Genomic DNA, 13,470 nt, shown 5'->3' on the forward strand with positions numbered 1-13,470 from the left:
CCGGCGGATAGATGGATCCCAGCTTTCGCTGGGATGACACCCGGTGGGGAGGTAAGGCCGGGGGCCCAATAGCTAAACCAGCCAGCTTGCCAACACCGGCGCCAGCACCGAGGTCAGCACCGCGTTCAACCCCATCGCGATACCGGCAAATGTCCCCGCCACCGGATCGACTGCGAAGGCTCGCGCCGTGCCGATGCCGTGCGAGGCGAGCCCGACCGAGAAACCGCGCGCCGCGTAGTCGGTGATCTTCAATGCGTTCATCATCGGCGTCACCAGCACGGCGCCCGTAACCCCGGTCAACACCACCAGCACGGCGGTCAGCGACGGCGAGCCGCCGATCTGCTCGGCGATGCCCATGGCGACACCCGCCGTCACTGATTTCGGCACCATGGCGAGCAACACATCAGGCGGCAGCCCGAACAGCCGGCCCAACAGCACCACCGAGACGATCGCCGTCACCGATCCGGCGAGCAGCGCCCCGAGCAGCGGCAACAGGTTCTCCATGACGATCCTGCGGTTGGTGACCAGCGGCACCGCGATGGCGACGATCGCCGGCCCGAGCAGGAAATGCACGAACTGCGCGCCCTCGAAATAGCGGGCGTACGGCGTGCCGGTGGCGAGCAGCACCGCCCCGACGGCAACGATCGACAGCAGCACCGGATTGACCAGCGGGTTGCGGCCCGATTTCAGCGCCAGCCAGTCCGCCCCGACCCAGACGCACAACGTCACCGTCAGCCACAGCAGCGGCGTCGAGCTGAGATAGACCCAGAGCGCGAACGGATCGTTCATGGCCGCTTCCCCGTCCAGTGCTTGACGAGGAGGAACGCTCCGACCGTCGCCAGCATGGTGAGCACCGCGGAGATGATCAGCGTCAGCATGATCCCCACGCCATAGTCGCCGAGCAGCCCCAGCTGCTGCACCACCCCGACCCCGGTCGGCACGAACAGCAGGCCCAATCCGCCGACGAGGAAGGTCGTCACCTTGTCGAGCAGCGTCCCTTTGAGATCCGGTCGCCGCTGCACCCAGGCCAGCAACACCATGGCGAGGAGGATCAGCCCGACCACCGGACCAGGCATGGGCAGCGCCAGCGAGCGCGCCAGGATTTCACCGGCCAGCTGGCAAACCAGCAGCAATGCGAGAATGGCTATCATGGTGGAACTATCGGAGCGCTTGCGGGCCCGCGCAAGCTGCTGACAGGCCCTGTCAGTACGCCCCGGCTAGTTTATGGCTATGCCAAGGAGGCGCCGATGACCAAGACCCTGACCGATCGCCAGCTCAACCGCGCCACCCTTGCTCGCCAGCTGCTGCTCGAGCGCACCGACATGTCGATCGCCGATACCATCGCCTGGCTGGTCGGCATGCAGGCGCAGCAGACCCACGATCCCTATATCGGGCTGTGGTCCCGGCTGAACGGCTTCACCCACGAGGGCCTGACCGCACTGATCGTCGAGCGCGCGCTGGCCCGCGCCACCACCATGCGCGGCACGCTCCATCTGCACACTGCCGACGACCTGATCGGCATCCGCGCCCTGGTGCAGCCATTCCTCCGTTCGGTGTGGCAGAGCAATTTCAGGAAACGCTTCGGCGACAATGACGAGGCGCAGGTGCTCGCGCTGGCGCGAGAACTGCTCGATGCCGAGCCGATGACGGCCGGCCAGCTCGGCAAGCGCCTTGCCGAACGCTTCCCCACTGCCGAACCATTGGCGATGACCATGCTGCTGCAAACCTCCGATGCGCTGATCCAGATCCCGCCCACCCGCATCTGGGGCTCCGGCCATGCCCCGCTGCTGACCCGCATCGACAACTGGCTGCCTGCGCCCTATGAGCGCCCCATCGCCCGCCAAACCCTGGTGCGCCGTTACTTAGCGGCCTATGGGCCGGCCAGCGTCGCCGACATGCAGAGCTGGTCGCGTCTCACCAAGTTGAGCGAAGTGTTCGAAGCCCTGCGCCCCGAGCTCGTCACCTTCACCGCCCCCGATGGCCGCGAGCTGTTCGACCTGCCCGAGGCGCCGCGTCCGGACGGAGACACCCCTGCGCCTGTCCGCTTCATGCCGTTGTTCGAAAATGCCTTCCTCGGCTACGACAACCGCCGCCGCGTGCTCGCCGAAGCCGACGAAACGCGGGGCGACTTCCTGCACGACGCAAAGCCCTCGGTACTGGTCGACGGCATCATCTCCGCCGCCTGGGCGATCGAGCGCAAGAAGGGCGCGGCGGTGCTGACCGTCACGCCCTACCACAAGCTCAGGATGAAGGATGTCGCCGAAATCGAGCGCGAGGGATCGGCGTTCCTGCGCTTCATGGAGGAGAAGGCAGAGACCTTCGATGTGCGGGTGCTGGCGGTGCCAGCTTGAGGCCTCGCATCGGTGGTTCGGCTCAAGCGCCCCTCTCCCCTGAGGGGAGAGGATAGTGAAGCTAGGGCCGATAGGTCCGTAGCGGAACTAGGGTGAGGGGTTCAGCTTCTCAGCGAGCGCGTATTGCACCGCCTCACCCCTCATCCGGCGCTTCGCGCCACCTTCTCCCCTGAGGGGAGAAGCGACCGGGGACCATCATGGTGTTTGGGGCGGGGTCACCCCAATCCGGCCATTCACCCCATCATGGCCTGACGTGCCAATGAGATAATCTCCGGCGGCCGGCCGGCAAGGGCATCATCGACCTTTTCCAGCACCTGCGCCAGGGTGAAGGGCTTGGGGATCACGTCGTAGATCAGCTGGTCGAGCCCATGCGCGCGCTCGCGCTGGTCGGCAAAGCCGGTCATCAGCATGATGGTGACCTCGGGCCAGGCCGAGGCGACATTGAGCGCCAGGGCGATGCCGTCCATGACCGGCATCTTGATGTCGGAGAGCAACAGGTCGAAGCGGCCCTGCTCATCCTGCATCACCTCGGCGGCGAGCCCGCCATCCTCGGCCTCCACCACATCGTGGCCCATATGTGCGAGCGCCCGCGACACGAACGCGCGCACCCCATCATCGTCTTCAGCAAGCAGAATTCTGGCCATCAGCGGGTCGTCTCTTGAGATGTTTGCTTGGTCGCTGCGGCTGTGGCCACGGCGACGTTCTGGCGGCCCGGCGCAAAGCCGAGACGCAGCTGCGTCGCGCCCTTGGGCGGCGACGCGAGTTCGGCGGAGAACGCCACGGCTTCCCCCGGCTCGACATCGGGGGCCGGCGGCATGACGCTCCACTGGTAGAGCGAGGCGCCCTTGGCATCGAGCAGGCTCACCACGACGGGCGGCACCACGACGCGACGCGCTTCCACCCCACGGATGGTCGCGGTCACGCTGATCACTTCATTCTCGCCGCGGCGGCTCATCAGGGTCGAGACCTCGGAGAATTCCAGCCCGACGACATTCACGTTGAGGCCGATGGCCGAGTAGACGCCGGCCATTGCGGGTGCGAGCTTGACGATCTCGGTGCGCAACAACAGCCCGCCGGCTACCACTGCCAGCAGCAGCAGCACGGCGGCGATGCGGATCATTCGAAACAGACGTGCTGCCGGCAGGCCGTGCGCTACGGCGCGCTGGCGCTTCTCGAGCTTGCCGGTGGCCGCCCGCTCAGCCGCACTCGGCGCCGGCGGCGGCGGTGCGACCGGCTTGGGGGCGATGGCGGCCTTGATCTCGGCGATCGAGCGCACCACTTCGGGCGGCGGCGCCCCGTCCGGCATCACGCCGCGCAGCGAGGCCGGAATCTCGGCACCACCGGTGCGGTTCTCCATCGCCTTGAATTCGCGATCCAGCGCTTCCTCTTCGAGCGGCGTGAACAGCCGGTCTTCGTGCAGCGGCAGGAGCTTGGCTTCGGCCAGCCAGGCCTTGCCGCAATGCGCGCAACTGACCTTGCGGCCCGTCGGCCCGAGCGTTTCCGGCGGCACCTGATAGCGCGTGCCGCAATGCGGGCAGGCAATGACGACCGTTGCGGGTTGGGGCGAATGCATGGGTGGAGGCTAGCCGCTGGGGGGTTAAGTTTCCTCAAACCCCGATGCTCCAAACTGCCGCGGCCCTCGGCTTATCCGACCAAGATTTGGGCTGAATTATGGGTGAGAACCCCGCCCCGGCGGGATGCCGCTGTTATGATGCCTCACAACTGATTCGGAGCGGATGGCCCGGTGATCGAGTTCTCCAATGTCGGCCTGCGCTATGGGCAGGGGCCCGAGATCCTCCGCGATCTCAATTTCCGCATCGAACCCGGCACCTTCCATTTCCTCACCGGCCCCTCCGGATCGGGCAAGACTTCGCTGCTGAAGCTGCTGCTGCTGTCGCTGCGACCGACCCGCGGCCGCGTCACCCTGTTCGGCAAGGATACCTCCTCGCTCGACCAGGATGCGCTGTTGCAGATGCGCCGCCATATCGGCATCGTGTTCCAGGAATTCCGCCTGCTCGACCACCTCACCACCTTCGAGAACGTGGCGCTGCCGCTGCGCGTGCTGGGCGAACCCGAGGCGAGCTACCGCGCCAACGTCACCGAACTGCTCGAATGGGTCGGCCTCGGCCAGCGCCTCGATGCGCTGCCGGCCGTGCTGTCAGGCGGCGAGAAGCAGCGCGCCGCGATCGCCCGCGCCGTGATCGGACGCCCTGACATCCTGCTCGCCGACGAGCCTACCGGCAATGTCGATCCCGAGCTGTCGTTGCGGCTGGTGCGGCTGTTCGCCGAACTCAACAAGATGGGTACCACCATCATTCTCGCGACGCACGAGCTGCCGTTGCTCGACGCCTTCCCCTTTCCGCGCATGATCCTCAACGAGGGGGAGATCGTCTTTGCCGATTGAGCTGAAGCTTCCCCGCTTCGCCGGGATCGAGAACCGCGAGCGCGCTGCCGCCATCGTGCCGGAGCGCTCGGTGGCCGGTCGCACCCTGGTGCTCCTGATCGCCATCATGACCTTCCTCTCCGGCGTGACGCTGGGCGGCGTGGTGCTGGTGCAGAAATCCGCCATCGCCTGGTCCTCCGATGTCGGCCGCGAGATGACCATCCAGATTCGCCCGGTCGAAGGCGAGGTGATGGACTCGAACCTGCGCACCGCGGTGGCGCTCGCCGAGGCGACGCCCGGCGTCGCCGCCGCGCGCGCCCTCAGCCTCGAGGAAAGCCAGAAGCTGCTCGAACCCTGGCTGGGCGCCGGGCTCGACCTCACCGCCATCGACATCCCGAGGCTGGTGGTCGTGCAACTCGCCGATCCAGCCGAGGCGGACGTCGCAAAGCTGCAGCGCGACCTCGCCGCGGTGAAGGGCGCCAGCCTCGACACCCATGCGGCCTGGCGACAGCAGCTCAACGTCATGGCCGGCACCATCGTCGCCTCGGGCCTGCTGGTCCTCGCGCTGATCGTGGTGGCGACGGTGCTCGCCATCGTCTTCGCCACCCGCGGCACCATGGCGTCGAACCGCGAGATCGTCGACGTGCTGCACTTCATCGGCGCTTCGAACAACTTCATCGCCGGCGAGTTCCAGGGGCGCTTTCTCACCATCGGCTTCCGTGGCGGCATCTTCGGCGGACTCGCGGCGCTCTTGTTCTTCCTGCTCGTCGGCCTCGCCGCCGGCTCCATGGTGCCGCAGGAGGCCGGCCAGCAACTGGGCATCCTGTTCGGTCGCTTCGCGCTCGGCATCGACGGCATGTTCGGCATTCTCGCCGTGGTGCCGGTGATCGCCGCGCTGACCGCCATCACCTCGCGCATGACGGTCCGCCGCTTCCTGCAACGGACCTCCTGACCGGCGTTTGCCGCCCACCCCCACCCTTGATCCCTCCCCACAAGGGGGAGGCAGACGCTGGAACCGAGAGCGTGCAGCTATCGCCTCCCTCCCCTCAGGGCGCTACCGCGTCCCCTTGTGGGAGGGACCTGAGGGTGGGGGTGGCCACGCACCGATTTCTCGCTTGTTCGCCTGCGCCGCAGCAGGCACCCTCCGGCGCAAATTGGGAGGATCAACTTTGTTCGGCCAAGCGCTTCGCTCGCTGCTGTTCTATGCGGTGTTCTACCTCCAGACCGTGGTGCTGGCGATCGTCGTCGGCATCAGCACGATCTGGGGGCGCACGCGGTTCGGCTGGGCCCTGGCGCGCTACTGGATTCACTCCCACATCCTGGCGCTGCGACTTATCGCCGGCATCAGGACCGATGTTACCGGCCTCGAGAACATCCCCGATGGCCCCTGCATCATTGCGTCCAAGCACATGAGCGACTGGGATATCTTCGCGCTCCTGCCCGGCGCCGGGCGCCCGGCCTTCATCGCCAAGAAGGAGCTGATGGACATCCCGTTCTTCGGCCAGGCGGCGATGGCGTTCGACACCATCCGGGTCGATCGCTCGAAAGGCGGCGACGCCATCCCCCTGATGCTGGCCGACGCCCGCCGCTCCCTCGCCAATGGCGCCCGGATCATCATTTTCCCCGAAGGCACCCGCAAGGCACCGCTCGACCCCTACGACTATCGCTACGGCGTGGTCCGGCTCTACGAAGGCCTGAACATCCCGGTGGTGCCGGTGGCGCTCAATTCGGGCCTGTTCTGGGGTCGCAACAGCCTGTTACTCTGGCCCGGCACCGCCCGGGCCCGCTTCCTTCCCGCCATCCCGCCGGGCCTGCCGGTGGAGGAGTTTCGCGGGCGCCTGATCGGCGCCATCGAAGGCGAAACCAACCGGCTGATCCTCGCGGCCTATGACGAAGGTCTCCGTCGGCCGATCACGCCCGAGCTGCGGGAGCGCCTCGAAAAGCTGAAGCAAGGGATAGCGCCCGGCCCGGCAAAAACCACTACATCTTGACGAACCTTGCGGCTCAGCCCATAGGTGTAGAGGTCATGCAGGGCGGTGCTTGACATTTAGCTCAAATTTGTTCTATTTTCGTTCTCTTTCGCCGGGTACCGAAGGAGCCGGGGGCATGGTGCCGACACTCGATCGTACGCTGCTGCAGAACGCCACCGCGCATCCGGTGAACTGGCGCGGTCGCTCCGGCCGTTTCTATGCGCTCGAGCCGCTCCGTCTCGACGATTTCTGCTTCAAGGCCGACGAACTCTACCTGATCGCGCTCGGCCCGCACGTCATGTGGGCAGGCGGCGCCGCCGACCTCGTCGAAGATCCCGTCAGCCGCGCCCGCTTCCGCCTCGCCATGGACTGCGCCGACCGGGTGTTCCACGTCGAAACCAGCGCCGACGCCATCGAACGCCTCACCGTGGTGTGGGATCTTGAGGGCGCCGAACCGATCATCGGGCTGAGCGCGGCGTAGTGAGCGACTGATAGAGACGGCCCCCTCCCATCCTCCCCCATAACGGGGCAGGTGCCCCGCTGGTGCGCTTGGCACGATAGAGGACAGAGCCTCGACTCTTCACCTCCCCCTTTATGGGGGAGGCCGGGAGGGGGCCGTCTGCTTCAGTCGGGCTGCCCTAAGCCCCCGCCACCACCGGCACATCGGTGCCGTTCAGCGCCGTCACCACCTCGTCGAGATACCTGTCGACGATCCCCAGCTCGTGGAGCTTCCGCGCCGTTTCCAGTACATATTCCGGATTGGCTCCGGACTCACCCACCCCGGCCCGCACGATCCGTACCTGTTCGGCGATGGCGAGCTTTCCTGCATATTGCAGATGGCGGGTATCGGCGAGGAAGGCGAGCGACGGCACCAGGCCGCCATCGGCGAGCTCGATCAGCCGCGTGGCCTCGCGATAGACGCCACGATCCATCTCGCGCTCGCTGAGATAGGCATGCACCCCTTCCCACTCCGCCTCGGCCACCTCGAACGCCATGCCGCGGCACGACCCGCCGGGCATCAGCCCGAACACCAGCCCCGGCTGCGCCTCGGTGCCGCGATGTCGGTAGGAATAGACGCAGAGCCGGCGGTGTACACCGCGCAGCAGCGCCGGCTGCTGCCGCAGAAAGCTGAAGCCCGGCCGCCAGATCAGCGAGCCGTAGCCGAATACCCAATGCGTTGAATTCTGCTGCACGAAACGTCTGCCCGCCTTGCCGCGGTCACGTTCCTACCGATACGGTCCGCGCCGCGCAATCGGCGCGCCGGAATGGGAGACCTGACGTTGCGGAAGTTCATGTGGCTCGCCATCGCGGTGGTTGTCGTGGTCGGGCTGTGGACCGCCGGCTGGCTGTGGGCCGCCGGCGAGGCGACGCGGCAGGTCAAGCTCCTCGCCCAGGCCGACGGCGAAACTGCGCCGAAGCTGACCTGCGGCACCTTCGAGGTCTCCGGCTTCCCGTTCCGCTTCGATCTCGAATGCCTCGACGCCACCCTCGTCGATCAGGATCTCACCGCCACCTTCGCCGGCCTCAAGGGCTCGGTACTGGTCTATGCGCCGTCGCACCTGATCTTTTCCGCCAAGGCGCCGTTCACCCTCGCCGATGCCTTTTCCGGCAGCCAGCGCCGGCTGGATTTCGGCGCCATGGAAGGCAGCCTGCGGTTGACCTCGACCGACCTGCTGCGCGGCTTCAGTGGCGAGGGCTGGCGCATCGCCCGCTTCTCGCTGGTCGCCGACGACCTGGTGCTCACCGACACCATCGCCGGCGAAGTGGTCGAGGCGCGCAGCAAGCACCTTGAAGCGCATCTGCTCGACGTTCCCGAACTGCACGACAAGACCGCCGGCACCGCGGCATTGCGCGGCTACCTTTCGACCACGGCGCTCGACCTGCCGGGCCTTGAGGTGGCAGCCGCCGACACCAGCGCCGAAGTCGAACTCACCGCGGTCCCCGACGACCTCAGGGCCTTCGGCGAGCCCGATGCGCTGCGGCGCTGGCAGGCAGCCGGGGGCACGCTGAGCCTCAGCAAGCTTGCCGGCAGCCAGGCCAACCCGGACGAGCGGTTCGAGATCACTGGACAACTGAAGCTCAATGGCGGCGGCTATCCGGAGGGCGAGATCAACTACACTACCAAGGGTGTGCTCGATCGCTTCGCCCAGTTCCTGCCGGCCATGCAGCTCGCCATGCTGCGCGGCGCCCCCAATGCCGACGGCAGCTTCCACAACAGCCTCAGCATCGTCGACGGCCAGGTGAAACTGCTCGCCGTGCCGTTCGCACAACTGTTGCCGCTGTTCTGACTTCACCTCTCCCTTGGGGGAGAGGTCGACGCGCAGCGTCGGGTGAGGGGGCCTTGACGCAAGCACAGAGTCTGCGGCAAGGCCCCCTCACCCTGCCCCTCTCCCCGAAGGGAGAGGGGACGACGACGGCAAACCCTGTTCTAAGCGTCCTCGCCGCCGCCATGCTCGCGCACCATCGCCGGCGACACGTCGGTGGGCTGCACCACGGTCGCATCCGGCGTGCCGTGCGGGCGACCGAAATCGGGGGCGGCGGTTTCCTGGCCGGCGGTGATGATCGAGCGGCGAATGGCGCGGGTGCGGGTGAACAGCGCCTGCATGCCCTCGCCGTCGCCGACCCGCACCATGCGCTGCAGGCTCGACAGATCCTCGAGGAAGCGTCCGAGCATTTCCAGCACCGCCTCGCGGTTGGTGAGGAACACGTCGCGCCACATCACCGGATCGCTGGCGGCGATGCGCGTGAAGTCACGGAACCCCGAGGCGGAAAACTTGATCACCTCCGACTGGGTCGCCGCTTCGAGATCGGCAACCGTGCCGACGATGTTGTAGGCGATGAGGTGCGGCACATGGCTGGTGATCGCCAGCACCAGGTCGTGGTGCGCCGCGTCCATCACTTCGACATTCGAGCCGAGTGCGCCCCAGAACGACACCAGCCGGTCGACCGCCACGGCATCGACCTCCGGCCTCGGCGTCAGCACGCACCAGCGCCCGACGAACAGGTCCGGGAAGCCGGCCGACGGACCGGAATGCTCGGTGCCGGCAATCGGATGGCCGGGAATGAAATGCACGCCCGGCGGCAGCAGCGGCTCCAGCGCCTTCATCACCTGTCCCTTCACCGAGCCGACATCGGAAAGGATGGTCCCGGGCGCCAGCTGTGCGCCGATCTGCTTCATCACGTCGGCATAGACGCCGACCGGGGTGCAGAGGATCACGAGGTCGGCGCCCTCAACCGCCTCGGCGGCATCGAGCGTGTAGATATCGCCCAGCCCGAGCGCCCGTGCCTCCTCGAGCGTCGACGACTTGCGGGTGGTGATGGCGATGGTCTTGGCGAGGCCCTTGAGCTTGACCGCCCGGGCGATGGACGAACCGATCAGGCCGATGCCGATGAGGGTGAGTTTTTCGAACATCAGTTGCTTGCCCCCGGCGCCCCGAACGCCTTCAGAATTTCGACCACTGCCCGCATGTGCTCCTCGAGTCCGATCGAGATGCGCAGGCCCTCGGGTATGCCATAGCCATGCATTTCGCGCACCAGCAGGCCCTTGTCGCGCAATGCCGCGAACGCCGCCTTCGACGTTGCCGCATCCTCGAACAGCGCCAGGATGAAGTTACCCTGGCTCGGCGGCACCCGGATGGCGTTCGAGGCCAACGCCTCGGTGAGCCAGCTGCGCCAGCGCGCATTGTGCTCTCTGAGCCTGGCGGTGAATTCGATGTCTCGCGCCGCCGCCGCGGCGGCCGCCTGCCCCGACAGCGACACGTTGAACGGCCCGCGAATGCGGTTGACCGCATCGACCACGTGGTCGGGGCCGTACATCCAGCCCACCCGCTCGCCGGCGATGCCCATTTTCGAGAAGGTGCGCACCATCACCACGTTGTCCGAGGCGTTCACCAGGTCGATTCCCACCGAATAGTCCTCGGCCGTGACGTATTCGGCATAGGCGCTGTCGAGCACGAACAGGATGTCGGGCCGCAGCCCGCGTTGCAGCCGTTCGACCTCCGCTGCCGGCAGGTACGTGCCGGTCGGGTTGTTCGGGTTGGCGAGGAACAGCATGCGGGTGCGCGGCGTCACTGCGGCGAGCAGCGCATCCACGTCGGCCCGGTAGTCCTTCTCGGGCACCATGATGATTTCGGCCGAGGCGCCGCGGGTGATGATCGGATAGACGTTGAAGCCGTACTGGCTCATCACCGCCTCGTCGCCCTCGCCCAGGTAGACCTGTGCCAGGAGGTGAAGGATATCGTCCGAACCGAAGCCGCAGACGATCCGCTCCGGCGCGAGACCATGCACCTCGCCCAGTGCCGTGCGCAGTTCCCTTGAGCTGCCCTCGGGATAGATCTCGATGCGCCCAGCCGCTTCGCGCACTGCCGCGATCGCCTTGGGGCTGGCCCCCAGCGGCGACTCGTTGGCCGAGAGCTTCACCAGCTTGACCCCATGCGGCGTGTCGGAGCGGCCCGGAACATAGGGCGCGATCTTCAGGATGCCGGGCTGGGGAACGGGGCGTTTGGGCGTGTCGATCATGTCTCAGAGGCCGGGTCGAAAAATCGGCCGGACCATAGGGGATGGCGCCCGGGCTTGCAAAGGAATCCGGGCCCGGTCGGCCCGCGCATCTGCTATGATGCGGCCGCGGCGTAGCTGTCGAGACGGAGGAGGATCCGATGACGGCAATGAACGTAGTGCATATGCGCGTGAAGGCAGGCCGCGAGGACGAGTTCATGGCGGTCCATCGCGCCTTCCAGTCCGCTCAGAGCCCGGGCTCGCGCAACTTCTGGGTCGTGAAGACCGGCGAGCGCGATTACATCGTGGTCGGGGAGTGGGACGAGATGGCGGACCTGGTGCGCGCCCGCCCGGCGATGATCGCCAACCTCGACAAGCTGCGCCCGCTGCTCGAAGATCTCGGCGGCGGCCGCGGCGTCACCGAGCCCTGGTCGGGCGAAGTGATGCTGCATCAGCGTGCGGAAACGAACGTCGACAGCGCGCTGTAGTCCGCACCAGCGGACTGCTCCGATGGCATCGCCGGGCAGTGTGAGAGCTGGCCCCACCGATCGACTGGCGCGGGGCCGTGGCACCGGTCCGCTTCGCAGGGATGGGACGACGGCGGCACTTTGCCCTATTGCTGACGCGGCAGCTTCATTGCCGCCTGGGGAGCTAGCGCCGGCACCTTGATCAGCCGCTCGGCCTTCTTGCGCCGCGGCACCGCCGGGAACAGTTCCTTGCGGGCCAGCACGCAATGGACGCCCGCAAAGGTCGGCCCGAACATCCGGCCGGCCCGTTCGAAGAAGCGCGTCGATTTCAGCACCAGCGAATGCTGCGAGGGCGGCACGTAGAGTGCATCGCGCCATTGTTCGGGCACGAAGCTATGGTCGCGCAGCAGCCGCTCCAGCTGCCCGCGTGAGAACGGGTGGCCATCGCCGAACGGCGTGGTGTCGATCGACGACCAGGTACCGCGGCGCTTGGGCACCACCACGATCAGCCGCGCGTTGGGCGCCGACACCCGCCACAGCTCGCGCATCAGTTCCTCGGTGTCGCTGACATGCTCGAAGGCGTGCACCGCGATGATCAGGTCGACCGCCGCATCGGTGAGCGGCAGCTCCAGCGGATCGCAGAGCACGGTATGCGACGGCCCTTCGCGCGGCCAGGCGGAGGCGCCCTGCCGCGCCGGCATGGCCGCAATCACCCGCTCGGCCTTTTCCAGCGTGAACCGCATGTAAGGTGTGGCAAAGCCCAGCCCCAGCACCCGCAGCCCGCGCACATTGCCGGAAAAGCGCAGCACCTCCTCGCGCAGCAGGGCGCGGGCGATCTTTCCCAGGGGCGACTTGTAAAAGCCGATCAGTCGCTCGACATGCGAGGTCATGGCGTTGTCCGAAAACCTTATCTAGTTTCTGTCATGCTTCGCCGCCGCCTGCCACCCGCGCGGCGCGCGCCCGACCCCGGAGACTCCTCGACGTGCCCCTTTTGATCGACACTTTCCTCTGCCGTTCCGACAATTTCGGCTACCTCGTCCACGATGTCGCCAGCGGTCGCACCGCCGCCATCGACGCACCGGATGCCAAGGCGATCAAGGAGGCCTTGCAGCGGCGCGGCTGGAAGCTCACCGACCTGTTCATCACTCATCACCATACCGACCACGTCGAAGGCATTCCGGCGCTCAAGCGTGAATATGGGGTGCGCGTTGTCGGTCCCAAGGCCGAAGCCAACAAGATCCTCGGACTCGAGGTGCTGGTCTCGGCCAGCGACACCGTATCGCTGGGAGAAACCGACTTCATCGTCATCGAGACCCCGGGCCACACGCTGGGCCACATCGTCTACTACGACCCCACGGGGCGCCACCTGTTTTCCGCCGATGCCCTGTTCTCGCTCGGCGTCGGCCGCATGTTCGAGGGCAAGCCCGGTCCGATGTGGGAAGGGTTGGAAGAGCTGCGCGCCCTGCCCGACGACACGCTAGTCTATCCCGGTCACGAATATACCGCTTCGAATGCCGCCTTCGCCCTCAGCGTCGACCCCAAGAACCCGGCGCTCAACATTCGGGCCGCGGAGGTGAAGCGCATGGTCGAAGCCGGCAAATACACCATCCCGGTGACGCTCGGGCTCGAAAAGGCCAGCAACCCCTTCCTCCGCGCCGACCAGCCGGCGCTGGCCAAGGCCATGGGGCTGGCCACCGATACGGAACCCGCCAAGGTGTTCGCCGCGTTACGCAAGGCAAAGGACGAATTCAAAGGGTAGCCGATGCCGGCCAAGCTGGCTTTCAAGCCGGTGACCAAAGCCACCG

Annotated in this window: 16 protein-coding genes; 8 read left to right on the plus strand and 8 right to left on the minus strand. The window is 66.8% G+C overall.

Annotated elements, in window-relative coordinates:
- Window positions 1-72: 72 nt before the first annotated feature.
- Window positions 73-789: an LrgB family protein gene (locus tag APS40_RS07945; RefSeq protein WP_055046528.1), complete on the minus strand. Its 717-nt coding sequence runs from the start codon at window positions 787-789 to the stop codon at window positions 73-75.
- Window positions 786-1,151, minus strand: a complete 366-nt coding sequence (locus APS40_RS07950) for a CidA/LrgA family protein (RefSeq protein ID WP_055046529.1) — start codon at window positions 1,149-1,151, stop codon at window positions 786-788. The genes APS40_RS07945 and APS40_RS07950 overlap by 4 nt, the downstream gene beginning before the upstream one ends.
- Before the next feature lie 96 nt (window positions 1,152-1,247).
- Between APS40_RS07950 and APS40_RS07955 the strand changes: the two genes are divergently transcribed.
- Window positions 1,248-2,351: a winged helix DNA-binding domain-containing protein gene (locus APS40_RS07955; RefSeq protein WP_055046530.1), complete on the plus strand. Its 1,104-nt coding sequence runs from the start codon at window positions 1,248-1,250 to the stop codon at window positions 2,349-2,351.
- Window positions 2,352-2,584: 233 nt separating this feature from the next.
- Here APS40_RS07955 and APS40_RS07960 read toward each other — a convergent pair whose 3' ends face one another.
- On the minus strand, window positions 2,585-2,995 hold the full coding sequence (locus tag APS40_RS07960; protein WP_055046531.1) for a response regulator: 411 nt from the start codon (window positions 2,993-2,995) through the stop codon (window positions 2,585-2,587).
- Window positions 2,995-3,924 carry a zinc-ribbon domain-containing protein gene (locus tag APS40_RS07965; protein WP_055046532.1) on the minus strand — a complete coding sequence of 310 codons (930 nt, stop codon included), beginning with the start codon at window positions 3,922-3,924 and terminating at the stop codon, window positions 2,995-2,997. Before APS40_RS07965 ends, APS40_RS07960 begins: the two co-directional genes overlap by 1 nt.
- Window positions 3,925-4,095: 171 nt before the next feature.
- Between APS40_RS07965 and ftsE the strand changes: the two genes are divergently transcribed.
- The 4 genes from ftsE (at window position 4,096) to APS40_RS07985 (ending at window position 7,185) form a co-directional block, all read left to right on the plus strand.
- Window positions 4,096-4,755 (plus strand): cell division ATP-binding protein FtsE, encoded by a 660-nt coding sequence (gene ftsE, locus APS40_RS07970; protein ID WP_055046533.1) that lies wholly within the window; start codon window positions 4,096-4,098, stop codon window positions 4,753-4,755.
- On the plus strand, window positions 4,745-5,686 hold the full coding sequence (locus tag APS40_RS07975) for a cell division protein FtsX (protein ID WP_236884221.1): 942 nt from the start codon (window positions 4,745-4,747) through the stop codon (window positions 5,684-5,686). The genes ftsE and APS40_RS07975 overlap by 11 nt, the downstream gene beginning before the upstream one ends.
- A 217-nt stretch (window positions 5,687-5,903) precedes the next feature.
- Window positions 5,904-6,725, plus strand: coding sequence for a lysophospholipid acyltransferase family protein (locus tag APS40_RS07980; RefSeq protein WP_055046534.1), 822 nt, complete (start codon window positions 5,904-5,906; stop codon window positions 6,723-6,725).
- Window positions 6,726-6,840: 115 nt separating this feature from the next.
- The gene (locus APS40_RS07985; RefSeq protein ID WP_055046535.1) at window positions 6,841-7,185 is read left to right on the plus strand and encodes a hypothetical protein; all 345 of its coding nucleotides are present in this window, start codon (window positions 6,841-6,843) and stop codon (window positions 7,183-7,185) included.
- Between the two features lie 157 nt (window positions 7,186-7,342).
- Here APS40_RS07985 and APS40_RS07990 read toward each other — a convergent pair whose 3' ends face one another.
- Window positions 7,343-7,897 (minus strand): gamma-glutamylcyclotransferase, encoded by a 555-nt coding sequence (locus APS40_RS07990; protein ID WP_055046536.1) that lies wholly within the window; start codon window positions 7,895-7,897, stop codon window positions 7,343-7,345.
- 87 nt (window positions 7,898-7,984) lie between these two features.
- Between APS40_RS07990 and APS40_RS07995 the strand changes: the two genes are divergently transcribed.
- Window positions 7,985-8,992, plus strand: a complete 1,008-nt coding sequence (locus APS40_RS07995; RefSeq protein WP_055046537.1) for a DUF2125 domain-containing protein — start codon at window positions 7,985-7,987, stop codon at window positions 8,990-8,992.
- Between the two features lie 140 nt (window positions 8,993-9,132).
- On the opposite strand, the gene APS40_RS08000 is transcribed toward APS40_RS07995, so the two are convergent.
- Together APS40_RS08000 and APS40_RS08005 are read right to left on the minus strand one after the other, a co-directional pair.
- Window positions 9,133-10,116, minus strand: coding sequence for a prephenate/arogenate dehydrogenase family protein (locus APS40_RS08000; protein ID WP_055046538.1), 984 nt, complete (start codon window positions 10,114-10,116; stop codon window positions 9,133-9,135).
- The gene (locus APS40_RS08005; protein ID WP_055046539.1) at window positions 10,116-11,222 is read right to left on the minus strand and encodes a pyridoxal phosphate-dependent aminotransferase; all 1,107 of its coding nucleotides are present in this window, start codon (window positions 11,220-11,222) and stop codon (window positions 10,116-10,118) included. The genes APS40_RS08000 and APS40_RS08005 overlap by 1 nt, the downstream gene beginning before the upstream one ends.
- A 137-nt stretch (window positions 11,223-11,359) precedes the next feature.
- Between APS40_RS08005 and APS40_RS08010 the strand changes: the two genes are divergently transcribed.
- The gene (locus tag APS40_RS08010; protein WP_055046540.1) at window positions 11,360-11,686 is read left to right on the plus strand and encodes a putative quinol monooxygenase; all 327 of its coding nucleotides are present in this window, start codon (window positions 11,360-11,362) and stop codon (window positions 11,684-11,686) included.
- A gap of 125 nt (window positions 11,687-11,811) precedes the next feature.
- Here APS40_RS08010 and APS40_RS08015 read toward each other — a convergent pair whose 3' ends face one another.
- Window positions 11,812-12,555 (minus strand): class I SAM-dependent methyltransferase, encoded by a 744-nt coding sequence (locus tag APS40_RS08015; protein WP_055046541.1) that lies wholly within the window; start codon window positions 12,553-12,555, stop codon window positions 11,812-11,814.
- A 92-nt stretch (window positions 12,556-12,647) separates the two neighbouring features.
- Here APS40_RS08015 and gloB point away from each other — a divergent pair, with 92 nt between their 5' ends.
- Window positions 12,648-13,424 carry a hydroxyacylglutathione hydrolase gene (gene gloB, locus APS40_RS08020; RefSeq protein WP_055046542.1) on the plus strand — a complete coding sequence of 259 codons (777 nt, stop codon included), beginning with the start codon at window positions 12,648-12,650 and terminating at the stop codon, window positions 13,422-13,424.
- Window positions 13,425-13,470 lie beyond the last annotated feature (46 nt).

Source organism: Devosia sp. A16 (assembly GCF_001402915.1).
GTDB lineage: Bacteria > Pseudomonadota > Alphaproteobacteria > Rhizobiales > Devosiaceae > Devosia_A.

What these genes read in the sequence shown, in the direction of transcription:
- APS40_RS07945 (WP_055046528.1), bottom strand. Translation starts at nt 789, where the DNA reads ATGAACGATCCGTTCGCGCTCTGGGTCTATCTCAGCTCGACGCCGCTG.
- APS40_RS08015 (WP_055046541.1), bottom strand. Translation starts at nt 12,555, where the DNA reads ATGACCTCGCATGTCGAGCGACTGATCGGCTTTTACAAGTCGCCCCTG.
- APS40_RS07965 (WP_055046532.1), bottom strand. Translation starts at nt 3,924, where the DNA reads ATGCATTCGCCCCAACCCGCAACGGTCGTCATTGCCTGCCCGCATTGC.
- APS40_RS08005 (WP_055046539.1), bottom strand. Translation starts at nt 11,222, where the DNA reads ATGATCGACACGCCCAAACGCCCCGTTCCCCAGCCCGGCATCCTGAAG.
- APS40_RS08010 (WP_055046540.1), top strand. Translation starts at nt 11,360, where the DNA reads ATGACGGCAATGAACGTAGTGCATATGCGCGTGAAGGCAGGCCGCGAG.
- APS40_RS07985 (WP_055046535.1), top strand. Translation starts at nt 6,841, where the DNA reads ATGGTGCCGACACTCGATCGTACGCTGCTGCAGAACGCCACCGCGCAT.
- APS40_RS07955 (WP_055046530.1), top strand. Translation starts at nt 1,248, where the DNA reads ATGACCAAGACCCTGACCGATCGCCAGCTCAACCGCGCCACCCTTGCT.
- APS40_RS07950 (WP_055046529.1), bottom strand. Translation starts at nt 1,151, where the DNA reads ATGATAGCCATTCTCGCATTGCTGCTGGTTTGCCAGCTGGCCGGTGAA.
- APS40_RS07960 (WP_055046531.1), bottom strand. Translation starts at nt 2,995, where the DNA reads ATGGCCAGAATTCTGCTTGCTGAAGACGATGATGGGGTGCGCGCGTTC.
- APS40_RS08000 (WP_055046538.1), bottom strand. Translation starts at nt 10,116, where the DNA reads ATGTTCGAAAAACTCACCCTCATCGGCATCGGCCTGATCGGTTCGTCC.